Origin of the sequence: Streptomyces sp. NPDC047043, from assembly GCF_040644055.1 — a bacterium.
Taxonomy (GTDB): domain Bacteria; phylum Actinomycetota; class Actinomycetes; order Streptomycetales; family Streptomycetaceae; genus Streptomyces.
The window spans coordinates 316,839-340,225 of the sequence record NZ_JBEYVO010000002.1 but is presented as its reverse complement, the minus strand read 5'-3'; the positions used below and the strand labels follow the sequence as shown (position 1 = coordinate 340,225).

The following is a 23,387-nucleotide window of genomic DNA, read 5'->3' as shown; positions in this document are numbered from 1 at the left end:
TCACCCACGGCAGGTGAGGCACCCGTCCGGAGCCCCCAACACACTGGCGTCGCCCGGTGGATCTGCGGCAGGGGGTATGGGGATGAGCGGTGAGCGCATCGGCCCGAGGGGCGACGACGACGGACGGTGGCGGCTGTGGGGGCCGTATCTGAGCGAGCGTCAGTGGGGCACGGTCCGCGAGGACTACAGCGACGCGGGCGACGCGTGGTCGTACTTCCCCCATGACCACGCGCGCTCTCGCGCCTACCGCTGGGGCGAGGACGGCCTCGGCGGCATCTGCGACGAGAAGCAGCGGCTGTGCCTGGCGCTCACCCTGTGGAACGGGCGCGACCCGATCCTCAAGGAACGCGCCTTCGGCCTCACCAACAGCGAGGGCAACCACGGCGAGGACGTCAAGGAGTACTACTTCTACCTCGACAGCACGCCCAGTCACTCGTACCTGAAGTACCTGTACAAGTACCCGCAGGCGGAGTTCCCCTACAACGACCTCGTGACCGTCAACAGGTCACGGACCAGGCAGGACTTCGAGTACGAGCTGATCGACACCGGCGTCTTCGACGACGACCGCTACTTCGACGTGACGGTCGAGTACGCCAAGGCGGACTTCGACGACGTGCTGGCCCGCATCACCGTCGCCAACCGCGGCCCCGACGAGGCGAGCGTGCATGTGCTGCCCACGCTCTGGTTCCGCAACACCTGGTCCTGGGAGGAGGGCGCCGACAAGCCCCGGCTGACCGCGGTCGACGGCTCACGCTCAACCACCACGATCCACGTCGAACACCCCGAACTCGGCGGCTACGACTGCCGGTTCGCCGCCTCCGTGCCCGTTCTGTTCACGGAGAACGAGACGAACAACGAGCGGCTCTTCGGCACGTCCAACGCCTCCCCGTACGTCAAGGACGGCATCGGCCGGTACGTCGTCGACGGCGAGAGCGGCGCCGTCAACCCGGCCCAGCAGGGCACCAAGGCCGCCGCGCACCACACTCTCACCATCCCCGCGGGCGGCTCCGAGACCCTGCGCCTGCGCCTCGGCCCCTCCGGCTCCAAGCTGTCCCTCGCCCGCGGCTTCGACACGGTGTTCAAGGACCGTATCGCCGAAGCCGACGCCTTCTACGAGGAGTTGACGCCCAAGGGCGCGAACGAGGACGAGGCACGGGTGCTGCGGCAGGCGCTCGCCGGGATGCTCTGGACCAAGCAGTACTACCTCTTCGACCTGGAGGCCTGGCTGAACGAGCACGGCCTGGACCCGTGGAGCCTGCCGCGCCACGGTGTGCGCAACCGCGAGTGGTTCCACATGGTCAGCGACGACATCGTCTCCATGCCCGACAAGTGGGAGTACCCCTGGTTCGCCGCCTGGGACCTGGCCTTCCACACCGTGGCCCTGTCGACGGTGGACATCCGCTTCGCCAAGGAGCAGCTCGAACTGCTCCTGCAGGACGCCTACTTGCATCCCAACGGCCAGATCCCCGCCTACGAGTGGAACTTCGCGGACGTCAACCCGCCCGTGCACGCCTGGGCCGCCTACTTCGTCTACATGATGGAGGAGCGCACCACCGGCCGCGCCGACCACGCCTTCCTCGAACGGGCCTTCCAGAAGCTGCTGACCAACTTCACCTGGTGGGTCAACCGCAAGGACCCCGGCGGCCGCAACGTCTTCCAGGGCGGCTTCCTCGGCCTCGACAACATCGGCGTCTTCGACCGCAGCGCCCCACTCCCGACCGGCGGCACCCTCGAACAGGCCGACGGCACCGCCTGGATGGCCCTGTACTGCCAGTCCATGCTGCAGATCGCCGTCGAACTCGTCGAGCACAACCCGGCGTACGAGGAGTTCGTCCTCAAGTTCGTCGAGCACTACCTGTGGATCGCCGCGTCCATGGACCGCATCGGCGACCTCGGCGACGAACTCTGGGACGAGGAGGACGGGTTCTTCTACGACGTCCTGCGGCTGCCCGACGGCCAGGCCGTGCGCCTCAAGGTCCGCTCGCTGGTCGGCCTGCTGCCGCTGTGCGCGGCCACCGTCTTCCGCCCGCAGCAGCTCGCGAAGGTGGCCGGCCTGGGCGAGCGCCTGCGCCGCTTCGCCGACCGCCACCCCTCCCTCTCCGTGACGCTCGCATCCGCCCAGGCGGGCGTCACGGGCGGACCGCGCCTGCTGTCCGTCGTGGACGAGAAGAAGCTGCTCCGGGTCCTCGGGCACCTGCTGTCCGAGGACGAGTTCCTCAGCCCGTACGGCATCCGCTCCCTCTCCCGCCACCACGCCGAACACCCCTACAGCTTCTGGGTGCATGGCGAGGAGTACCGGGTCGGCTATCTGCCCGCCGAGTCCGACACCGGCATGTTCGGCGGCAACTCCAACTGGCGCGGTCCGGTGTGGTTCCCGATGAACGCCCTCGTCATCCGGGCGCTGCTCAACCTCTACGGCTTCTACGGCGACGAGTTGACCGTCGAGTGCCCGACCGGGTCCGGCACCCGGATGACCCTCTTCGAGGTCGCCCGGGAGATCTCCGACCGGCTCACCCGGCTGTTCCTGCGCGGTGAGGACGGGCGCCGGCCGGTCTACGGCGGCCAGGGAAAGTTCCAGGACGACGCGCACTGGCGGGACCTGATCTCCTTCCACGAGTACTTCCACGGCGACAACGGCGCCGGCATCGGGGCGGCCCACCAGACCGGCTGGACCGGCCTCGTCGCCACCCTGATGACGGTCTTCGGCACCCTCACCCCCGGCGACTTTCTCGCCGAGCCGGCAGGCAGGAGGACGAAGCGATGACCGGCGAGCTTCCCGCCCAGCCCGTCGTGCACGAGGTCAACACCCGTGTCTGGCTGCGGGAGATCGCGGCCCGCACCGGGCGCATCACGGGACTGCGCGACGTACCGAAGGACGCCTGGGACGAGATCACCCCGCACGGCGTCGACGCCGTCTGGCTCATGGGCGTGTGGGAGCGCAGCCCCGAGGGCCGGTCCATCGCCCTGCGCGACCCGTCCCTGCGCGAGGCGTTCACCGACGCCGTGCCGGACATCCGCGAGGAGGAGATCGCCGGGTCGCCGTACTGCATCCGCCGCTACGAGGTCGACGCGGGCCTCGGCGGAGCCGCGGGCCTGGCCGGTGCGCGCGCCGAACTCGACCGGCGGGGGGTGGGGTTGCTGCTCGACTACGTGCCCAACCATGTCGCCCCCGACAACCCCTGGACCTGGGAGCACCCCGAGTACTTCGTGCGGGGCAGCGACGAAGACGCCCGCCGCGACCCGGCCGCCTTCCTCACGGTGGCCGGCAACGTCCTGGCCCGCGGCCGCGACCCCTTCTTCCCGCCGTGGCCGGACGTCGTCCAGCTCAACGCCTTCGCGCCCGCCCTGCGCACGGCCACCACGGACGTGCTCGGACACATCGGGGACCTGTGCGACGGGGTCCGCTGCGACATGGCGATGCTGCTGACCAACGACGTCTTCGAACGGACCTGGGGCGGGAGGGCCGGGCCGCGCCCCCAGGAGGAGTTCTGGCCCACGGTCATCTCCGGCGTCCACGCCCGGCACCCCCGGATGACCTTCATGGCCGAGGCGTACTGGGACCTCGAATGGGCCCTCCAGCAGCAGGGGTTCGACTTCTGCTACGACAAGCGGCTCTACGACCGCGTACTGCACGAGAGCCCCGAAGCGGTACGGCAGCACCTGCTGGCGGACGAGGCCTACCAGCGCCGGCTCGTACGGTTCCTGGAGAACCACGACGAGCCGCGCGCCGCACACACGATGCACCCCGCCAAGGAGCGGGCCGCGGCCGTGCTGATCGTCACCCTGCCCGGGGCCACGCTGTGGCACGAGGGACAGTTCACCGGCCGCCGCACCCGGCTGCCCGTCTTCCTGGACCGTCGTCCGGAAGAGCCCGCCGACACCGAACTGCGCGCGTTCCACGAGCGGTTGCTCGCCGCCGTCCACCGCAGCGGGATGCGCGCCGGACGCTGGCGGCTCCTGGACTGCGCGGGCTGGCCGGACAACGACTCCCACCGCAGTCTGGTCGCCTCGGGCTGGGTGGGATCGGCCGGACGGTTCGTGACGGTCGTCAACCTCTCCGACGCCCCGGCCCAGGGCAGGGTGCGGCTGCCGTGGCCCGAACTCGGCGCCGGTACCTGGACGTTGACCGGGCTGCTCGACCGCGTGCGCCACACCCGCGACGGTGCCGAGCTGACCGGGCCCGGGCTCTTCGTCGACCTGGCGGCATGGGGCACGCACGTGCTGTCGATCGCGCCCGACGGCGACTGAGCCCAAGTCGCTTCAACCGGGCGGCTGTTCGGCGGCGGTACCCGCCGGCGGCCGCTCGGTCGTGACCGTGGTCCACTCCGCACCCGTCCGGCGCTGGAACTCGGCGACCGCCGCCTCCAGCGTCGGGAAGAAGTGGTCGGGGTTGATGGTGCGGGTCAGCTCGTAGCGCTCGATCTTCTGCCGCACCGGGTCCTTCAGCTCGGCGAACACCAGGCTGATGCCCCGCTCGTTGAGCGCCTCGTCCAGCTCCTCCAGTTCGTCGGCGGCGGTCGTGTCCACGTCGGTGACGGGCTCGGCCGCGAGCAGCACCCAGCGGGGCGGCGGGTCGTTGCGGGTCAGCCGCATGAGCTCGTTGCGGAAGGCCTTGGCGTTGGCGAAGAACAGCGGCCCGTCGAAGCGGTGGATCACCAGGCCGGGCAGCTGCTCGGCACCGGGGTAGGAGCGCACGTCGTGGAAGCCGGGCAGCCCCGGCACCCGGCCCAGCACGGTGTTGTACGGCCACCAGGCCCGCCGGAAGACGTTCAGGATCGACAGGCCCACGGCGACCGCGATCCCCGGCAGCACACCGAGCAGCGCCACCCCGAGGAACGCCGAGATCGACAGCAGGAACTCGGTCCTGCGCTGCTTCCACAGCCGGGCGGTGCCGGCGAGGTCGGCCAGCGACAGCGAGGCGGTGATGACCACCGCGGCGAGCGCCGGCTGCGGCAGGTTGCGGAACAGCCCCGGCAGCAGGACCAGCATGAGGATGATGAGGCCCGCACCGACGATCCCGGTGAGCTGGCTCCTGGCGCCCGCGCGCTCGGCCACGGCGGTCCGCGATCCGCTGGTGCTGACGGGGAAGCCCTGGAACAGCCCGGCCGCCAGGTTCGCCGCGCCGATCGCCGTCATCTCCTCGTTGCCGCGCACCTCCTGGCCGGTGCGGGAGGCGAACGCCGAGGCGTTGGAGATCGTGTCGGCCAGGGACACCAGGGCGATGCCCAGCGCCCCCGCGAACAGCGGGGCGAGATCGTCCAGGTCGACGTCCGGGAAGGTCAACGGCGGGAATCCCTGCGGCAGTTCGCCGACCAGGCTCACTCCGTGCCGGCCCAGGTCGAAGACCGAGGTCGCCGCGATCGAGAGGACCACCATGACCAGCACCGCGGGCACCTTGGGCAGCCGGCGCTGCAGCACCAGGATCAGCACGATCCCCGCGGCGCCCACCGCGAGCGCGGCCGGCACCGTCTTCCCGTCGGCCAGGCCCCGGAAGAAGGCGCCGAACTCCTCGAGGAGCCCGTCGGCGTCCGTCTTGAAGCCGAACAGCTTCGGCAACTGCCCGATCAGGATGGTCAGCGCCAGCCCGTTCATGTAACCGATCATGGTGGGCTTGGAGATGAGGTCCGCGATGAAGCCCAGCCGGCACACCCCGGCCAGGACCGTGATGGCGCCGACCATCAGCGACAGCATCGAGGCCAGCGCCACCGCCCGCCCGCTGTCCCCGCCGGAGGCGATCAGCGGCAGGACCGTCGCCGCGATCATCGGGCCGAGCGAGGAGTCCGGACCCAGCACCAGGATCCGGGACGGCCCGAAGACGGCGTAGGCCAGCAGACACAGCACCGACGTGTACAGCCCGGTGATCGCGGGCAGCCCCGCCAGCTCCGCGTAGGCCATGCCCTGCGGCACCAGCAGGGTGGTGAGGACGACGCCGGCGACGACGTCCTTGACGAGCCACTCCCGGCGGTAGGCCAGGAGCGTACGCAGTCCGGGCGGGACGAAGCGGCCTCTGGACTCGTCAGCTGACATCGCGGCCTCCGCGGGGAGTTCGGCTCCTCAGCCCTCCGGGACGGGCGCCGGCTGCTGTCGGCGGGCGACGGCCTTGCCGGCCTCCCACAGCCCGAGCAGGGCGAGGGCCGGCAGCAGCGCCCACCCGAACTGGCCCACGGTGAGCGGAGTGGTGCCGAGCAGCCGGTTGAAGACGTCCGTCTGGGTCGCCAGCACGGCGAGGACGAACTCGCCGAACATCGCCCAGTTCATCTGCCTGCTGTCGAAGGTCGACGTCGTCAGCACCGTCTCGGTCTCGCTGCGGCACTCCACGGCGGCCACGATCAGGCAGAACGCGAACGAGGTGAACGCGATCGAGTTGCCGATCGCGGCACTGTCGAAGCGCGTCTCACCGAGCTTGATCATCGACAGCAGGCCGATCGTGATCGCCAGACCGGCGAGCCCCACCGTCACCATCAGGCCCGTCGTCATGACCGGCTCGCCGCGCGGCCGCGGACGGCGCACCATCAGTCCCGGACTGACCCGGTCGAAGCCCAGGGCGAAGCCGAAGGCGGCGTTGACGAAGAAGTGGATCCACAGCACCTGCGGCGGTGTGAACGGCTCGCCGTCCGCGATGTTGAACAGGGTCGCGCCGAGGAAGGTCAGCACGAACACGACCAGCAGCACCAGCACGAAGCGGATGTACTTGGTGAGGTTGTCGTAGATCTTGCGGCCCTGCTCGACCGCGAAGACGATCGTGGCGAAGTTGTCGTCGGACAGGATCAGCCGGCCGGCGTTCTTGGCCACCTCGGTGCCGGAACCCATGGCGATCCCGATGTCCGCCGCCTTGATGGCGGGGGCGTCGTTCACGCCGTCCCCGGTCATGGCCACCACGTCGCCCTTCTGCTTGAGGGTGTCGGCGAGCAGCACCTTGTGCTCGGGGGCGACCCGGCCGATCACGCCGATGTCGTCGATGCGCTCCAGACGCTCCGCCTCCGAGAGGGCGGCGAAGTCCGAGCCGAGGATCGCGCCGCCCTCGATGCCCACCTGTTCGGCGATGGCGGCACCGGTGATGACGTCGTCGCCGGTGACCATCCGCACCCGGATGTTGGCCGCCCGGGCGCCCTCCACCGCCTGCCGGGACTCCTCGCGCGGCGGGTCCTCCATGCCGACCAGGCTCGTCATCTGCAGGCCGGTGACATGCGCGAGCAGGTCGTCGTCGGCCGTGAAGTCGCCCGGTGCCAGATCACGGGTCGCGGCGGCCATCACCCGGCGGCCCGCCCGCTCCATCCGCTCCATCTGCTCGTGCGCCCGCTTGTCGAGATCGGCGTCCCACGGGATCGCCGCACCGTCCGACAGGGCCGTTGCGGCGCGCCCCATCACGGCGGGCGCCGCACCCTTCACGAAGCAGCGCACGACCTCCCGGCCGCGCGCGTCGGTGGCCGCGTTGAAGGTGGCCATCAGCTTGTAGGAGGGGTCGAAGGGCAGGGTGGCAAGGCGCGGGTACCGCTCGCGCGTCGCCTCGACGTCCAGGCCCGCCTTGTGGCCGAGCACCAGCAGGGCGCCCTCGGTGGGGTCGCCCACCACCCGGCCGTCCACCAGCTTCGCGTCGCTCGCCACCAGGTACGGCAGGATCGCGTCCTCGATGTCGGACGAGCGCCCGGCCGCGTGGTGGACCCGGCCCTCCAGGCCGTAACCCGTGCCGGAGACGGTGTAGCGGTCGAAGGCGTCCACGACCTCCACGGCGGTCATCTGGTTCAGTGTCAGCGTGCCGGTCTTGTCGGAGTTGATCGCAGAGGTGAAGCCCAGCGTCTCCACCGACGGCAGGTCCTTCACGATCGCGTGATGCCGGGCCAGGTCGAGGCCGCCGAGCGACAGGATCGTCTGCGTCACCGTCGGCAGCGCCTCGGGGACGGCGGCGATCGCCAGGGACACCGCGCTCACGAACAGCGCGTCCCACGCTTCGCCGCGGTTGCGCCCCAGCACGAACATCACGATCATCGTGAGCCCGGCCGCGCTCGCGATCCACAGCGTCAGCCGGTCCAGCTCCTTGGTCAGCGGCGACGCCTCGCGTTCGGTGGCCGACAACATTCCGGAGATCTTGCCCAGTTCGGTGCCGGAGCCCGTCCCGGTGACGATCATGGTGCCGCTGCCGTGGGTGACCGGCGTGTTCATGAACGCCGTGTTCGTACGGTCCCCGGGGCCCAGCCCCGCGCCCCGCAGCGTCTCGTTGTCCTTCGCCGCGGGTGTGCTCTCGCCGGTCAGCGCCGACTCGTCGATCTGCAGGGCGCTCGCGGTGACGAGCCGCCCGTCGGCGGGCACGTCGTCCCCGGCGGTGATCAGCGCGACGTCCCCGACGACGACCTCCTCCGCGGGGATCTCGCTCTCCGTCCCGTCCCGCCGCACCCGCGCGGTCGCCTTCATCATCGACTTGAGGGCGTTCATGGCGCTCTCCGCCTTGCCCTCCTGCCGCATGCCGATGACCGCGTTGATCACCGTCAGGACGAGCAGGAGCACGGCGGTGGCCCACTCCTGGATGAACAGCGACACGATCGCCGCGGCGACCAGGATGATCTGCATGTAGCTGCGGTACTGGTCCAGCACCCGGCGCCAGGTCGGCGTCGGTTCCTCCTCGGGAAGGGCGTTGGGACCGTCCCGGCTCAACCGCTCGGCCGCCTGCGCGGTCGTGAGGCCGACGGCCGGGTCCACGCCGAGGGCCGCCGCCACCGCGCCGGGCGGCTGTGCGTACCAGGCCTCGGCCGGCTCCGCCGGGCCGGGCCGTGCGTCCGCCGAGGAGGTCATCGTCCGTTCCTCCGTTCCGTGTCGGCCTCGGCCTTCGCCGCGTACGGGTCGGCCGGTGCGCCGGGCGGTGCCGAGGCGACCAACTCCTCCTTCGCCACGAACAGTTCGTGCCGAACCTTCTCGCCGACCTCCGGGTACTGCGGATCGATGTCGATCAGGGTGTGGGCGAGCACCGCGGCCGCGGAAATGCGCGCGAACCACTTGTGGTCCGCGGGGATCACGTACCAGGGTGCCCACTTGGTGCTGGTGGCGGAGAGCATGCGGGAGAACGCCATCTGGTAGTCGTCCCACCAGGAGCGCTCACGGGCGTCCGCCGCCGAGAACTTCCAGTTGCGCTCGGGTACGTCGATCCGTTTGAGGAAGCGGGTGCGCTGCTCCTCCTTGGACAGGTTCAAGAACAGCTTCACCACCCGGAAGCCGTTGTCGTACAGATAGCGCTCCCAGTCGTTGATCTCCCGGTAGCGCCGGCGCCACACGCCCTTGCGCTTCGCCTCCTCCGGCAGCCGCTGCCGGTCCAGGTGCTCGGGGTGCACCCGCACCACCAGAACCTCCTCGTAGTGGGAGCGGTTGAAGATGCCGATCTCGCCGCGCCGGGGCAGCCGGCAGGCGTAGCGCCACAGGTAGTCGTGGTCGAGTTCCTCGCTGGAGGGCACCTTGAAGTTCGCCACATGGACGCCCTGCGGGTTCACCCCGCTCATCACGTGCCGGATCGTGCCGTCCTTGCCGCCGGCGTCCAGGGCCTGCAGGCACATCAGCACCCCGTATCTGCCCTCGGCCGCCAACCGTCGCTGGTAGTCGGCCAGGAGTGTCACGCCGGTCCGCAGCAGCTCCTGGCCGTCCTTCTTGCCGGCGATGCCCGCCTTGTAGCCGGGGTCGAAGTCGGTGGACAGGTCCACCTTCGACCCCGGCCGCACCCGCAGTGGTGCGATGAACTCGGCGATCCGCTCGGCCCGTTCGTCCGCCATGCGTGTCGCCTCCGGACCTCAGTACTCCGCGTCCCGCTCCACCACGCACAGGCCCCAGATGACGAAGGCGTACAGCGCGATCAGGGTCAGCGACCAGAACGGGTAGTAGGGGATGGACAGGAAGTTGGCGATGATCAGCAGCGCGGCGATGCCCACACCCATCACCCGCGCCCAGGTCGCCGTCATGGCCAGACCGATGCCGACGGCCACCGCCACCGCGCCGAGGCCCAGGTGGATCCAGCCCCAGCTCGTCAGGTCGAACTTGAACACGTAGTTACGGGTGTTGAGGAAGACCTCGTCGTCCGCGATCGCCATGATGCCGCGGAAGATGTCGAGGATGCCGCACATGATCAGCATCACGCAGGCGAAGGCCGTCAGTCCGCCGGCCGCCGCCAGGGCGCCTTCCGAGCGATGGTGCTTGGTAGTGGTGGTGGCCATGGCAGGGCCTCCGTCTTCGGGACGGCCGCAGGGCGCGGCCCTTCTTGGATGATTTCTACGCCGAACCCGAGGTTCCGGCGTCACCTCGCAAGGGTGATGACGGGTGATCGACGCCCCTGGACGATGGCAGGGTTTCGAGCGCTCGGGACCGGACGTTCCGGGCGCTCACGGCCGACGCCCGGGAGCCGCCATGCCCGTGCCGCCCACCCCCACCCCCGCGGGCCGCCCCGGCCCGTCGCGGAGTACCACGCGGCGGATCCTCGCTCCGCTCGCCCTGGCGCAGTTCATCTGCAGCTTCGCCGGCTCCAACATGAACGTGATGATCACCGACATCGGCGAGGACCTGGACACCACCGTCCAGGGCGTGCAGATCGCGATCACGTCGTTCCTGCTCGTCATGGCCGCCCTGATGATCCCCGGCGGCAAACTGACCGACCGCCACGGCCGCAAGCGGTGCCTGGTGGCGGGCCTCGTCGTGTACGGCGTCGGTGCCCTGCTCTGCGCGGCGGCCCCGGGCCTGGGCGTGCTCATCCTCGGCTACTCGATCCTCCAGGGCATCGGTACGGCCCTGCTCATCCCGCCCGTGTACGTCCTCACCACGCTGCTGTTCACCGACATGACCTCGCGTGCCCGGGCGTTCGGCACGGTCATGGCGCTGGGCGGCATCGGCGCGGCCGCCGGACCGCTGATCGGCGGGCTCATCACCTCGGTGCTGAGCTGGCGGGCGGCCTTCGTCTTCCAGGCACTGGTGGTCGCGGTGATCATCGTGCTCGGCCGCCGGGTCGAGGACCCGTTGCCGCCGGACCCCGGCCGGGACTTCGACACCGTCGGGGCAATTCTGTCGGCCGCCGGTCTCGTCCTGCTGGTGATGGGCATCCTGGCCACCGACGACAACGGCTGGCTGGCCGCCGGGATGCTGCTGGCCGGCGCGCTCGTCCTGGCCTGGTTCCTGCGCTGGTCGCGGGTCAAGGAACGCACCGGCCGCGAACCGCTGCTCTCCCTGAGCCTGTTCCGCAACCGCACCTCCAACCTCGGCCTGGTCACCCAGCACCTCCAGTGGCTGATGCTGATGGGCATCTCGTTCGTGACGGCCGCCTACCTGCAGGTCGTGCGCGGCTACGACGCCATAGGCACCGGGGTCGTCTTCACGGCCGCCACGCTCGGCCTGCTCGCCTCCTCGCTCGCCGCCGAGCGCTTCGCCGAACGACGGGAGCAGCGGACCCTCGTCATGGCCGGGTTCGCGGTGACGGTCTGCGGCATCGGGGTGCTCGTCGCCATGGCCCGCCAGGCGTCCGGCGCCTGGGCGTTCGTGCCCGGACTGCTGCTGATCGGCCTGGGGCTCGGGGTGATGCTGACGCCCTCGGTCAACGTGGTGCAGTCCAGCTTCGGAGAGGAGCGGCAGGGCGAGATCTCCGGCCTGTCCCGCAGCGTGTCCAACCTGGGCTCTTCGGTCGGCACGGCGATCGCCGGCACCATCCTGGTCGCCGACCCCGCCTTCGGCGCGTACGCCACCGCGATGATCGTCCTGGGCGTCGTCGGACTCGGTGGGCTGGGCGCCGCGGCCCTGCTGCCGCACGGGAGGGTGTCGGCGGGTCAGAACCGGTGATACCGCACCCGGCTGGCCGTCACGATGTCCTGGACCGATGCATGGCGCCGGCTGAAGGGAATCCAGAACAGGCCCACCGGGAACGCGACGCACAGCAGGGCCCGCAGCAGTGCGCGAGTCACCCCGAGCAGCCGCCCGGCGCGGCCGGTGACCTGCAGTCCCAGCAGCCAGTCACCGACGGTGCCGCCGGTCGAGGCCCAGCTCACGGCGAGGTAGAGCACGGCGATGGCCCAGCCGAGCACACCCGTCAGCCAGACGGAGAGGTCGGGCATGCGCATCGGCGGCCCGGTGACGAGCAGCCGCAGGCCGCTGAACGCGAGCTGCAGGGCGATGCCGATGCCCGCCACCACGAGTGCGTCGACCAGCCCCGCGAGGCACCGCGTCACGACACCCGCCGCATCGCTGTGAGGGTCCTGCTCCCGGTCGTCCCCCGGTGTCACGGCGACCAGGTCGTCCTCCCGTGTCACGGCGACTGTCCGAGGGGCGGTCCGTGGCCGTCGGTCTGTGCCGTGGCCGCGCCGGATCGGTGCAGCAGCCGGTCGGCGACGCGGTTCACCCTCCGGTCGGCCCGCATGCTCCGCGACCGGAGTGCGTCGACCGTCTCCTCGGCCATGCCGCCGCTGGTGTCCCGCACGATCCGGCCCAGGTCGATCTCCTCCAGCACGGCCCTGGTGAGCTCGACCAGATCGATCCGGGCGATCACGGCGTCCATGTCCAGCCGCGCGGCGATCCGGTCGACGTCGATGCGCTCCACGATCCGGTCCAGGTCGATGCGGGCCGCGATGCCGTCGACGTCGACCCGCCCCGCCACCTGGTCCACGTCCACCCGCGCCGCGACCCGGTCGACGTCCACCCGGTCGGCGATCCGGTCGACGTCCACCTGATCGGCGATCCGGTCGACGTCGACCCGCCCCGCCACGCGCATCACGTCCACGCGGTCGGCGATGCGGTTCACATCGATGCGGGCGGCGAATTCGTCCAGGTCGAGCCGGTCCACGACGGCGGACGTCACCGTGCGAATGACGCGGTCGGCAACCGAGCCGGCGGTCACCAGCGCGAACCCCGCCACCCGTCCCACGAGGTCGAGGGGTCTCACGATGCCGCACCGGGTCATCCCACCAGCGCACCACGGCCCCGCCACCCCCACCTCATCCTTTGCGGGTGAACCGCGCCGCGGCGGCGTGTGCTCCCACGGGACCCGGTGTGGGGCTTGCTGGCCTTGTGGGGTGAAGATCACAGCTCCTCGACCTCTTGGCCGCAGCTCACGCTGAGTACGGTGAGCGGGTGCCGAAGCGCAAGAACACGTTCTCATCCTGGCGGCGGAGCCTCACCCAGCGCGCCGTCCACGCGGGCTGGGCCTGGGTGCAGCGCACTGGCTCGGTCACCGCGGAGCGGCCGGGACGGTTCCGCTTCGGCGCCCTGGGACCCCACACCCGCCTCGCCTTCCCGCTCGGCACGGTCTTCGGTGAACCCTGGATCCACATCGGCTCCCACTGCATCGTCGGCGAACAGGTCACCCTCACCGCCGGCCTCATGCCCGACCTGGACCTCGGCCCGGACCCGATCCTGCGCATCGGCGACGGCGTCGTCCTGGGCCGCGGCAGCCATGTCATCGCCGACACGACGGTCACCATCGGCAGCGACTGCTACTTCGGGCCGTACGTGTACGTGACGTCCACGAACCACTCGTACGACGATCCGCACGAGCCCATCGGCAAGCAGTGGCCGCGCATGGAGCCGGTGGAGATCGGTCCCGGCTGCTGGATCGGCACCGGCGCGGTGATCCTTCCGGGTGCGCGGATCGGGCGGAACGTGGTCGTGGCCGCGGGGGCGGTCGTGCGAGGCGTGGTGCCGGACCATGCGGTGGTCGCGGGGGCGCCGGCCCGTGTCGTACGGCGCTGGACGGCCGCGGAGGGCTGGCAGCCGCCGCTCCGGACGCCCGCGCCGGTGCCGATCCCCGACGGGGTCACCCCCGACCAGCTGCGCGCGCTCTCGGAGTTGGACGAGGAGACGGCGGCGAAGCTGGCCGAACTGGACGAGGAAGCTGCGGCAAAGCTGGCCGAGCTGGACGACGTCGAGTCCTGAGTCAGCCGGTGGCCAGCAGCAGTGTGCCGACCAGGGCCAGGCCCGCGCCCGCCGCCTGGATGCCGCGGAGCCGCTCGCTGAGGAAGCCGCGCGCGGCGAGCGCGGTCACCACCGGGTAGAGCGAGGCGAGCACGGCGGCCACCGTGATGGGGCCGTGCTGGGCGGCGATCGCGTACGTGCCGTTCGCCGCGACGTCCGCGAGGCCGACGAAGGCGAGCGCCGGCACGGATGCCCAGGGGAAGCGGCCGTCCGGCAGCGCCGGGTTGCCCCGCCGCACCCAGACATACAGGGCCGCGCCACCCGCGAGCACGTTCGTCACGCGCTGGACGAACTGGGCGAGGAACAGGCCCGTGACGGTGGTCGAGGCCTCGGCGATCAGCGCGAAGACGGTGCCGAAGCCGAGCGCGGCGACCAGCGTGAGGAGGATCGTCTGCCGCTGCACGGGCGCACCCCGCAGCTGCGGCCCGGCGGCGAGCACCACGCCGGTGACGGCGACCGCGATGCCCGCGGCCTGCAGCAGCCCCGGCCGCTCGCCGAGGAACAGCCCGACGCCGACCGGCACGGCCACACTCAGCGTGGCGAGCGGCGACACCACGCCCATCGGGCCCTGGGCCAGCGCCTTGTAGAAGCAGATCATCGCGACCGGCCCGGCCAGACCCGCCGCGAACGCGAACCACAGCCGCGGACCGGCCTCGCTCCAGCCGCCGGTGACGACCACGACCGCGCCGAGCACGGCCGCCGCGATCGTCTGGGAGACGACCACGACCGTCAGCGCCGGCGTGCGCCGCGTCAGCAGCCCGCCGCCGAAGTCGGCCAGACCCCACAGGAGGCTGGTGGCCAGGGCGAAGAGTGCTGTCACGTTTCGCCTCGCAGTACAGTTCGGTGAATGATCGGGTGCACCACACGGTAGTTCAATCAAGTGAACCCTGTCATCCAGAATATTGCCCTCGAGGGTGTGGTCCTCGAGCTCTGAAGAGTTGGACGGAATGTGTCGGACCTCGACCTGCTGACCCAGTCCCTGGCGCGCAACGTCAAGCGCTGGCGCAACGAGCGCGGATTCACGCTGGACGCGCTGGCCGCCCGCGCAGGAGTCAGCCGCGGCATGCTGATCCAGATCGAGCAGGCCCGCACCAACCCGAGCATCGGCACGGTCGTCAAGATCGGCGACGCCCTCGGCATCAGCATCACCACGCTGCTCGACTACGGGCAGGGCCCCAAGGTCCGTATCGTCTCCGCGGAGCAGGCCGTCCGGCTGTGGTCCACCGACGCGGGCAGCTACAACCGTCTGCTCGCCGGCACCGAGGCGCCCGGCCCGCTGGAGATGTGGGACTGGCGCCTCATGCCCGGCGACAGCAGCGCGTCCGACCCGCACCCCACCGGCACGGTCGAGCTCGTGCACGTCACCGCGGGGGAGCTGACGCTCACCGTCGACGGCGAGAAGTACCGCGTCCCGGCCGGCGCGAGCGTCTCCTTCGAGGCCAACACCCCGCACACGTACGGCAACGAGGGCGACGTACCGATGGAGATGGTCATGGCGGTCTCGGTTCCGCCGGTCCGCTGAGGCGCGTGCCGGCAGTCCTGTTAGCGTGCGGAGCATGCGCGCACCCATCGGACACTTCGACATCGCCGTCGCCGCCCCCGACGCCCTCGACGAACTGACCCGCCCGGTCGCCGACGCCGTACGCCACTGGACCGGCAGTGTCCCCGCCGACCAGATCGTCTACGTCGACACCGACCCGCAGTGGGCCGACACCGCCGTCTTCGTCGAGCACTACGGCCGGGAGCTGCTGGAGCAGTCGGCGAACTGCGTGGTGGTGGCGGGCAAGCGGGGCGGCGAGACGACACTCGCGGCGTGCATCGTGCTCTCCACCACGCGGGTCGACGTCAACGGCGTCGTCCGCCGCCAACTCGGCGCCCGCAAGGCCTCGTTCGCGTCCATGGACACGGCGACGGGGGAGACCGGCATGGAGTACGGCGGCATCACCCCGATCGGACTCCCCGCCGACTGGCCGGTGTTGGTGGACTCGGCCGTCGTCGACCTCCCGTACGTCCTGGTCGGCAGTGGCCGCCGCCGCGGCAAGCTCCTGGTCCCGGGCAAGGCGTTCGCGGAACTGCCGGGCGCGGTGGTGCTGGAGGGGCTGGGCGCCTGAGGCCTTCCCCGCGACGCCGGCTTGATCCGCCGGACGCTGCCCTAGGTCGTGTCCGCAAAGTGGTTGGTGCGTTGGACTGTTCGTGGTGCGTCGTCACGAGCTGACTGATCAAGCATGGGCGGTCATTGAGTCGTTACTGGCTCCGCCGCGGATGGGCCGCCCTGTCCGCGACCGGCGGCAGGTCCTCAACGGCATCCTGTGGAAGCTGTCCACCGGCGCGGCCTGGCGAGACCTGCCCGAACGCTACGGGCCATGGAAGACGGTCTACGAACGCTTCCGCCGCTGGTCCGCCGACGGCACCTGGGACCGACTGCTCGCCCACATCCAGCAGCACTCCGATGCCGTCGGTGCCGTCGACTGGACCATCGTGTCCATCGACTCCACCACCGTGCGCGCCCACCAGCACGCGGCCGGAGCGCGAAAAGGGGGCAGGACTGGCCGGGCGAGGCGATCGGCCGCTCCCGCGGCGGACTGACCACGAAGATCCACCTCGCCTGCGACGGTGAGGGCAGGCCCCTGGCCTTCACCCTGACCGCCGGGAACGTCAACGACTGCACCCAGTTCGAGGCGGTGATGGCCCGCATCCGCATCGAGCGGTGCGGGCCCGGCCGCCCTCGCACCCGCCCCGCGCTGGTCGCGGCGGACAAGGGCTACTCGTCCGCGAAGATCCGCGCCTACCTGCGCAGGCGGGGCATCAAGGCCGCCATCCCGGAACGGATCGACCAGATCAACGGCCGTATCCGGCGGGGTGAGAGCCGGTGCCGGCTGGACCGGGCGGCCTACCGGCGCCGCAACGTCGTCGAACGCTGCTTCAACCGGCTCAAGCACAACAAAGCCCTCGCCACCCGCTACGACAAACGCGCCCGCCATTACCAGGCCCTGGTCACCCTCGCCTGCCTACGACTCTGGCTGCCCTGACTTTGCGGACACGACCTAGCGGCTCGCGTGATGCGCCAGGGTCAGGTGCGGGTCCGCCTCGCCCGGTGCCGGCGCAGGATCGGCGTGCACCAGGGCCGCCGTCAGCCTCGGTACGGCGTGCAGCAGCGCGTGTTCGGCCTCGACGGCTGTCCCGTGCGCCGCCCGCACGGTCGCCTCGCCGTCGACCACCACCGCGACCTCGGCCCGCAGCCGGTGCCCGATCCAGCGCAGCCGCAGCTCACCGACCTCCCGCACGCCCGGCACCTCGCGCAGCGCCCGCTCGGCCCGGTCCACCAACTCCGGGTCGACGGCGTCCATCACCCGCCGGAACACCTCGCGCGCCGCGTCCCGCAGCACCAGCACGATCGCCGCGGTGATCGCCAACCCCACGAGCGGGTCGGCGAGTTGCCACCCCAGCGCCGAGCCGCCCGCGCCCAACAGCACCGCCAGTGATGTGAATCCGTCCGTACGGGCATGCAGCCCGTCGGCGACCAGCGCGGCCGAGCCGATCTCCCGGCCCACCCGGATCCGGTACCGGGCCACCCACTCGTTCCCGGCGAACCCGACCAGCGCGGCCACCGCCACGGCCGGTACGTGCGCGACGGGCCGCGGATCGAGCAGCCGCTCCACCGCCGCCCAGGCCGCGAACGCCGCCGACGCCGCGATCGTCAGCACGATCGCGATCCCCGCGAGGTCCTCGGCCCGCCCGTAGCCGTACGTGAACCGTCGCGTGGCCGCCCGCCGCCCCAGCACGAAGGCGATGCCCAGCGGTACGGCGGTCAGCGCGTCCGCGGCGTTGTGCACCGTGTCGCCGAGCAGCGCCACCGACCCGGACACGACCACGACCACCGCCTGCGCCACGGCCGTTGCGCCGAGGACGGCCAGTGAGACCCACAGCGCGCGCATGCCGCGGGCCGAGGACTCCAGCGCGGAGTCGAGCTTGTCGGCGCTCTCGTGGGAGTGGGGGGTGAGGAGGTGGCGCAGCCTGGAGCGGGGGTGGGGGTGCGTGTGGGCGTGCGGGTGCTGATGCTCGCCGTGGTCGTGATCGTGGTGCCGGTCGCTCACGATGGCCCCTTCCGGTGCGCGCGGATGTGGACGCGGGACGCCCACGAGGCCATTATGTGCGTATGAGCGCACGCATGCACCTATCAACTGCGCACGATGCGCATCCGCGCACCCCGGGCGAGGAACAGTTCGCCCTCGCCGCCGAACTCCTCGCCCTCCTCGGCGACCGCACCCGCCTCACCCTGCTGCACGCCCTGACCGGCGGCGAGGCCGATGTCACGACCCTCACGGAGGCGTGCGGGGCGGCCCGGCCCGCGGTCAGCCAGCACCTGGCACGGCTGCGGCTCGCGGGGCTCGTGAACACACGCAAGGAGGGGCGCCGGGTGGTCTACTCACTGCGCGACGGCCATCTGCGGCGGCTGGTGGACGAGGCGCTGAAGGTGGCGGACCACCGGCTCAGCGACCGGCCGCTGCACGACTGAGGATCACGGTGTCTCCGGCTGCACCTGCGGGCTCGGCCCGGGCTCGTCCGGCGGTGACACGGGCAGCCCGCCCGCGCTCGCCTCGCCCGCAGTGCCGGGGGCGCCGGTGAAGTGGGGCCGGTTGGCCGGAGGGGCGACTCCGGGCGGGGTGACGGCGTAAACGAGCCACTCGGCGGCAAGGAAGAGAAGCAGCCAGAAGGTCACGACCAGTGTGGGCACGGCCAGGAACGCAACGGCCGGCGTCGCCACCAGCAGCCACAGCACCCACTGCCCGACCCCGGCACCGGACCAGTGGCCGCCCGCCCGGACGGCCGCCCACATCATCCACCGGCGCAGCACCGAGACGCCCAGTTCACGCAGGGCGCGACGGAAGATGCCGTCGGCGTCCCTGCGGCTGACGAGTGCGCTGTTGCAGCACAGGAAGTCGTGCAGGACCGCGGCCTTGGTGTAGACGCCGTAGCGCGGAATCAGCCACACGAAGACCGTCGGGACCGACGCGAAGTCCGTGGTGAAGCCGGGCGGGACGATGAAATCGCGGTCACGGCCCTCGTATTCCACGGGGGCCAACAGCTCCCAGGTCTTCGGACCGATCTGCTTGACGGTGATGTCCCCCTTGCGGAAAGGCACTTGGACCACCCCACGATGCCGGGTGGGCGTCCCCCGTTGGATGCCCTATGGACGGTGTAGCGCGGTCTGTGTGTTCTGTCGCCCCGTCAGGAACCGGAATCCTTGCCGAGGTACTGCTCCGCGAACGCGGCCGCCGCGGTGGGGGATTCGAAGAGGCGGCGCAGCCGGGCGAGCGTGGTGCCCGCGCGGTAGGCGTCGCCCGACGAGGTGCCGTGGTACACCTCCGACAGCCACTGCGAGAACTCCTGGTAGTCCCACACGCGCCCGAGACAGGCCGCCGAGTAGCCGTCGAGGGTGCCGGCGTCGCCCTTGGTGAGGTACGCGACGAGCCCGTCGCCGAGCAGGAACGCGTCGTGCAGGGCGAGGTTCATGCCCTTGGCGGCGATGGGCGCGGTGAGGTGGGCGGCGTCCCCGGCCAGGAACAGCCGGCCGAACGCCATGGGTTCGACGACGTAGTTGTGCATGTCGAGGACGCGCTTCTCGATCAGTCGCCCCTCCGTGAGCGGCGGCCGGTCGGCCGCGCCGAGCCGCTCCTGCAGTTCGGCCCAGACGCGTTCGTGCGACCAGTTCTCCGGGTCGTCGCCGGGCGGGCACTCCAGGTAGTAGCGGGTGACCTCGGGGCTGCGGGCCATGTGCCCCGCGAAGCCGCGCGGATGGATGCCGAAGACGACGCAGTCGCTGGACGGCGGCGCCTCCGCGAGCAGCGCCAGCCAGCCGATGCCGTAGTCGTGCCGGGCGACTTGGGCCCGCTCGGGCGGCAGCACGCTCCGCGTCACCCCGCGCGCCCCGTCGCATCCGGCGACGAACTCGCAGTGCACCAGGCGGCGTTGGCCGGTCTCCGGATCGGTGTACGACACCGACGGCCGCTCCGTGCCCACGTCGTGCAGCTGGACGTCCCGCACGCCGAACCTGATCTCGCCGCCGCGCAGGTCCGCGTACTCCCGTACGAGATCCGTGACGAGCAACGGCTGTGGATAGACGAAGTGGTGATGCCCCGTCAGTTCGGTGTAGGAGAACCGGTGCCGCTGCCCGCCGACGCGGAACTCGCACTGGGTGTGCAACTGGGCCCGCTTCAGCAAGTTGCCTGCCAGGCCTCGCTGTTCGAGCCCGCGTACGGCCCACTCCTCGATCACACCGGCCCGGGGCCGGTGCTCGATGAACTCGCGCGTCTCCACCTCCAGCACCAGGCAGTCGATCGAGGCGGCCCGCAGGATGTTGCCGACGGTGAGACCGGCGGGCCCGGCGCCCACGATCACGACCGGAAAGTGCTGCGGGGAAGGGGAGTTGGGGTGGGGGGTCGTGGAAGTCACGCGAGCATTATGACGGTGGCCCGTCAGCCACGGCAGGGGAGAGCCGCGGCCGACGGGCCATGACGGGTTTACGGGTCAGTGCGCGGGCGCGTCGGTGACCACGACCTCCTCGATGCTCCGCTCGATCTCCTCGGACCGGGAGGCGGTGGCCCGGGCCCAGTAGTAGATGACCAGGGAGAAGACGGCGATGACCAGGATGTCCCACCACAGGCCGATGTTGCCGGTGCCGCCGAAGCCGCCCTGTGCGGAGATCACGCCCATGCCCAGCAGATAGACCGGCAGCCACTGGGCGGCCCTGAAGTCCATCCGCGGTGCGTCGGGCTGGCCCGTGGCGTTGGCCCACCAGGCGTAGCCGCCGAGGAGGAGATAGCCGAGGACGACCGCGATGCCGAGGCGCCACAGGATGTCCCAGCCGGCCCAGTAGATGATCAGGTTGGCCACGATGAACGACAGCGGGGAGATCACCTTGCCGGCGGGCAGCCGGTACGGGCGCTCGTGGTTCGGCAGCTTGTCCGCGAAGACGCCGTACGCCAGCGGTGCGCCCGCGTACATCAGGACGCTCGCGGAGGTGATGAAGCCGACCAGCTGCTGCCAGCTCGGGAACGGCAGGAAGCAGATCACGCCGGTCACGAAGGAGATGATCAGGCCGAACCACGGCACACCGCGCTTGTCGGTCGCGGCGAAGATCTTCGGCGCGTAGCCGTTCTTGGCCAGACCGTAGGAGACGCGGGAGGTGGCGGTGGTGTAGATCAGGCCGGTGCCGCCGGGGGAGATGATGGCGTCCGCGTAGAGGACGAACGCGAGCCAGCCCAGGCCCACCAGGGTTGCCAGGCCCGCCCAGGGGCCGCTGATGCCCGGGAAGTCGAGGTGGGTCCAGCCCTTCGCGAAGGTGCTGTGCGGCAGCGCGGCGATGAACACGATCTGCAGGGCGACGTAGATGACCGCGCCGATCGCGACCGAGCCGAGGGTCGCCCGGGGCAGGTCCCGCTTCGGGTTGCGGCTCTCGCCCGCCAGCTGGATCGCCTGCTCGAAGCCCAGCAGCGCGAAGATGATGCCGCTCTCGCTGATGGCGCTGAGCACGCCCTTGGCGCCGAACGGGGCGAAGCCCTCCGAGTGGAAGTTGGCGGGGTGGAAGTTGCCCGCGGCGATGACGAAGATCGCGCCCAGCGGGACGGCGATCTTCCACCAGGTGGCGGCGCTGTTGGTGTGTGCCAGGGCCCGTACGCCGAAGAAGTTGACCGCGACGAAGACGGCCATCAGGAGGACGGCGACGACGATGCCGGAGGCCGTCAGCGTCTGGTCCTTGTGCTCCAGGCCCTGCGCCCAGCTCCAGTGACCGGCGTAGCCGATCATCGCCTCGACCTCGATCGGCGCCACGGTGGCCGCCTGCAGCCAGGAGAACCAGCCGAAGGACAGGCCGGCCAGGCCGCCGAAGGCGTAGTGCGGATAGCGTGCCGTGCCGCCGGCCACCGGGAACATGCCGCCGAGTTCGGCGTGCACGAGGGCCAGCAGGACGATCGCGATCGCACCGATCACCCACGAGATGATCGCCGCGGGACCGGCGGCCACGACCGCCTTCTCGGCGCCGTACAACCACCCGGACCCGATGATGGAACCCACGGAGGCCCACATCAGACCGATCAGTCCGACGTCACGCCTGAGGTCGCCGGGACCCCTGGCCTCCTTCAGGGAGCCCTGCTCGACGCTCACCATATTTTCAGCGACCTCTCACGAGTTGAATACAACTTTTCAGTGCGTGCGACGTCGCAGATTAGGAAACAGTGGCGGTCGAGCAGAAGACAGATGGTGAAGTTTTGACCAATGCCCGGGAGGTTCGTGGACAGCCCTTCAGGGGCTCTGTACGCAGCGGAAACCGGTGTGACCACTGGAACTGTCCACAGAATTCGCGCTGCGCGCGGCCACCCGGTAGCGATTGCAGTAGGAGCGGTGGCACATGTGGGAGCCGCCGCGGATGACCTTCGCGGTGCCGGTGGCCGGGCCGGTGGGGTTGTGGAGCGGGCGCGCGGTGCCGTGGTCGGTGGTCCACCAGTCGGCACACCACTCCCACACGTTGCCCGAGGTGTTGTACAGCCCGAAGCCGTTGGGCTCGAAGGCGTCGACCGGGGCCGTGCCGCGGTAGCCGTCGGCGGCGGTGTTCTTGGTGGGGAAGGTGCCCCGCCAGATGTTGCAGCGGTACTCGCCGCCGGGGTCGAGCTCGTCGCCCCACGGATAGCGCTGCTGCTTCGGGCCCCCGCGCGCGGCGTACTCCCACTCCGCCTCGGTGGGCAGCCGCTTGCCGGCCCAGGCGGCGTAGGCGGTCGCGTCGTGCCAGGACACATGCACCACCGGATGGTCGCCCCGGTCGTCGACGGTGCTGCCGGGACCCTCCGGACGGTCCCATGCGGCACCCTCGACACCGCACCACCAGGGCGTGGCCTCGGGCCGCGGTGCGCCGCGCCGCAGACTGCCGGGCAGGAAGCCCGCGAAGACGTACGACCACCCGAAGCGCTCGGCGTCGGTGACATGACCGCTGTCGGCCACGAAGGCGGCGAACTGCGCGTTGGTCACCGCGCAGGCGTCGATACGGAACGGGTCGAGCCGCACGGCCCGTACCGGTCCCTCGCCATCGGCCGGGAACCCCTCGGAGTCCTCCGCGCCCATCAGGAACTCGCCGCCGGGGAGCAGGACCATCCCCTCGGGATCGGCAGAGCTGCTCCGGGCTGAGGGCGGCGAGATCCGCAGAGGCTCGGCAGGGCCGCCGCCCGGCGGCATGCAGCAGGGGGCGGGCGAACCGGGCTCGTGCATCCGCTGGGTTCCTTGTGCGCAGGCGACTTGTGGGGCGGCCCCGTGCGGGACGATCCCATGTGTACGGGAAGTTCCTGTGCGACCGGCCCCTCCCGCGCCCTCGCGGCTAGGGCCCTTCTGATGGATCTCCGCGGCGTCGCGACGCCCGGCACGCCCTCTCGCCGCACCGGTCAAAAGCCCTAGTAGCTCCGCTACGAGGGCTTCCGCCC

General features: G+C 71.0%; 20 protein-coding genes. 8 read left to right on the top strand and 12 right to left on the bottom strand.

The genetic code is table 11. The features are described from left to right. Nucleotides 1–82: 82 nt before the first annotated feature. Nucleotides 83–2,764 (top strand): glucosidase, encoded by a 2,682-nt coding sequence (locus ABZ880_RS04625; RefSeq protein ID WP_361256765.1) that lies wholly within the window; start codon nucleotides 83–85, stop codon nucleotides 2,762–2,764. Then, nucleotides 2,761–4,248: an alpha-amylase gene (locus ABZ880_RS04620; protein WP_361256763.1), complete on the top strand. Its 1,488-nt coding sequence runs from the start codon at nucleotides 2,761–2,763 to the stop codon at nucleotides 4,246–4,248. Before ABZ880_RS04625 ends, ABZ880_RS04620 begins: the two co-directional genes overlap by 4 nt. A 12-nt stretch (nucleotides 4,249–4,260) precedes the next feature. Here ABZ880_RS04620 and sulP read toward each other — a convergent pair whose 3' ends face one another. From sulP to ABZ880_RS04600, 4 genes are read right to left on the bottom strand one after another with little or no spacing between them, the layout of a single operon-like run. Continuing rightward, nucleotides 4,261–6,027, bottom strand: a complete 1,767-nt coding sequence (gene sulP, locus ABZ880_RS04615; protein ID WP_361256761.1) for a sulfate permease — start codon at nucleotides 6,025–6,027, stop codon at nucleotides 4,261–4,263. A gap of 27 nt (nucleotides 6,028–6,054) precedes the next feature. After that, nucleotides 6,055–8,787: an HAD-IC family P-type ATPase gene (locus tag ABZ880_RS04610; RefSeq protein WP_361256758.1), complete on the bottom strand. Its 2,733-nt coding sequence runs from the start codon at nucleotides 8,785–8,787 to the stop codon at nucleotides 6,055–6,057. Then, entirely contained in the window at nucleotides 8,784–9,752 is a 969-nt protein-coding gene (locus tag ABZ880_RS04605; RefSeq protein ID WP_361256755.1) for a polyphosphate kinase 2 family protein, read from the bottom strand. Before ABZ880_RS04605 ends, ABZ880_RS04610 begins: the two co-directional genes overlap by 4 nt. Before the next feature lie 18 nt (nucleotides 9,753–9,770). After that, nucleotides 9,771–10,190 carry a hypothetical protein gene (locus ABZ880_RS04600; RefSeq protein ID WP_361256753.1) on the bottom strand — a complete coding sequence of 140 codons (420 nt, stop codon included), beginning with the start codon at nucleotides 10,188–10,190 and terminating at the stop codon, nucleotides 9,771–9,773. Nucleotides 10,191–10,380: 190 nt separating this feature from the next. Between ABZ880_RS04600 and ABZ880_RS04595 the strand changes: the two genes are divergently transcribed. Further along, entirely contained in the window at nucleotides 10,381–11,796 is a 1,416-nt protein-coding gene (locus ABZ880_RS04595) for an MFS transporter (protein WP_361256750.1), read from the top strand. Here ABZ880_RS04595 and ABZ880_RS04590 read toward each other — a convergent pair. Beyond that, nucleotides 11,784–12,263, bottom strand: a complete 480-nt coding sequence (locus ABZ880_RS04590; protein ID WP_361256747.1) for an RDD family protein — start codon at nucleotides 12,261–12,263, stop codon at nucleotides 11,784–11,786. The genes ABZ880_RS04595 and ABZ880_RS04590 overlap by 13 nt on opposite strands. Next, a complete protein-coding gene (locus ABZ880_RS04585) occupies nucleotides 12,260–12,892 on the bottom strand; it encodes a hypothetical protein (RefSeq protein WP_361256744.1) in 633 nt (210 codons plus the stop codon). The genes ABZ880_RS04590 and ABZ880_RS04585 overlap by 4 nt, the downstream gene beginning before the upstream one ends. Nucleotides 12,893–13,080: 188 nt before the next feature. Between ABZ880_RS04585 and ABZ880_RS04580 the strand changes: the two genes are divergently transcribed. Continuing rightward, nucleotides 13,081–13,881: an acyltransferase gene (locus ABZ880_RS04580; RefSeq protein WP_361256741.1), complete on the top strand. Its 801-nt coding sequence runs from the start codon at nucleotides 13,081–13,083 to the stop codon at nucleotides 13,879–13,881. Between the two features lies 1 nt (nucleotide 13,882). On the opposite strand, the gene ABZ880_RS04575 is transcribed toward ABZ880_RS04580, so the two are convergent. Next, nucleotides 13,883–14,740, bottom strand: coding sequence for a DMT family transporter (locus ABZ880_RS04575; protein ID WP_361256738.1), 858 nt, complete (start codon nucleotides 14,738–14,740; stop codon nucleotides 13,883–13,885). A gap of 129 nt (nucleotides 14,741–14,869) precedes the next feature. On the opposite strand from ABZ880_RS04575, the gene ABZ880_RS04570 reads away from it, so the two are divergent. The 3 genes from ABZ880_RS04570 (at nucleotide 14,870) to ABZ880_RS04560 (ending at nucleotide 16,949) form a co-directional block, all read left to right on the top strand. Then, the gene (locus ABZ880_RS04570) at nucleotides 14,870–15,442 is read left to right on the top strand and encodes an XRE family transcriptional regulator (protein WP_361256735.1); all 573 of its coding nucleotides are present in this window, start codon (nucleotides 14,870–14,872) and stop codon (nucleotides 15,440–15,442) included. Nucleotides 15,443–15,476: 34 nt separating this feature from the next. Further along, complete coding sequence (locus ABZ880_RS04565; protein ID WP_361256733.1) at nucleotides 15,477–16,031, top strand: YbaK/EbsC family protein; 555 nt, start codon at nucleotides 15,477–15,479, stop codon at nucleotides 16,029–16,031. Nucleotides 16,032–16,116: 85 nt separating this feature from the next. Continuing rightward, nucleotides 16,117–16,949 (top strand): IS5 family transposase gene (locus ABZ880_RS04560; protein ID WP_361257099.1). Its coding sequence is split into 2 segments (ribosomal slippage): nucleotides 16,117–16,456 and nucleotides 16,456–16,949, totalling 834 coding nucleotides; the frame shifts between segments, so codons are not numbered across the junction. A gap of 15 nt (nucleotides 16,950–16,964) precedes the next feature. On the opposite strand, the gene ABZ880_RS04555 is transcribed toward ABZ880_RS04560, so the two are convergent. Beyond that, nucleotides 16,965–18,014 carry a cation diffusion facilitator family transporter gene (locus ABZ880_RS04555; protein WP_361256730.1) on the bottom strand — a complete coding sequence of 350 codons (1,050 nt, stop codon included), beginning with the start codon at nucleotides 18,012–18,014 and terminating at the stop codon, nucleotides 16,965–16,967. Between the two features lie 62 nt (nucleotides 18,015–18,076). On the opposite strand from ABZ880_RS04555, the gene ABZ880_RS04550 reads away from it, so the two are divergent. Continuing rightward, nucleotides 18,077–18,436: a metalloregulator ArsR/SmtB family transcription factor gene (locus ABZ880_RS04550; RefSeq protein ID WP_361256727.1), complete on the top strand. Its 360-nt coding sequence runs from the start codon at nucleotides 18,077–18,079 to the stop codon at nucleotides 18,434–18,436. Nucleotides 18,437–18,439: 3 nt separating this feature from the next. Here ABZ880_RS04550 and ABZ880_RS04545 read toward each other — a convergent pair whose 3' ends face one another. From ABZ880_RS04545 to ABZ880_RS04530, 4 genes are all read right to left on the bottom strand, one after another. Beyond that, nucleotides 18,440–19,063: a DUF1353 domain-containing protein gene (locus ABZ880_RS04545; protein ID WP_361256724.1), complete on the bottom strand. Its 624-nt coding sequence runs from the start codon at nucleotides 19,061–19,063 to the stop codon at nucleotides 18,440–18,442. An 86-nt stretch (nucleotides 19,064–19,149) separates the two neighbouring features. Continuing rightward, the gene (locus ABZ880_RS04540) at nucleotides 19,150–20,373 is read right to left on the bottom strand and encodes a 4-hydroxybenzoate 3-monooxygenase (protein ID WP_361256721.1); all 1,224 of its coding nucleotides are present in this window, start codon (nucleotides 20,371–20,373) and stop codon (nucleotides 19,150–19,152) included. A 75-nt stretch (nucleotides 20,374–20,448) separates the two neighbouring features. Beyond that, nucleotides 20,449–22,086 carry an APC family permease gene (locus tag ABZ880_RS04535; protein ID WP_361256718.1) on the bottom strand — a complete coding sequence of 546 codons (1,638 nt, stop codon included), beginning with the start codon at nucleotides 22,084–22,086 and terminating at the stop codon, nucleotides 20,449–20,451. Nucleotides 22,087–22,221: 135 nt separating this feature from the next. Further along, nucleotides 22,222–23,064 (bottom strand): formylglycine-generating enzyme family protein, encoded by an 843-nt coding sequence (locus ABZ880_RS04530; RefSeq protein ID WP_361256715.1) that lies wholly within the window; start codon nucleotides 23,062–23,064, stop codon nucleotides 22,222–22,224. Nucleotides 23,065–23,387: the final 323 nt, after the last annotated feature.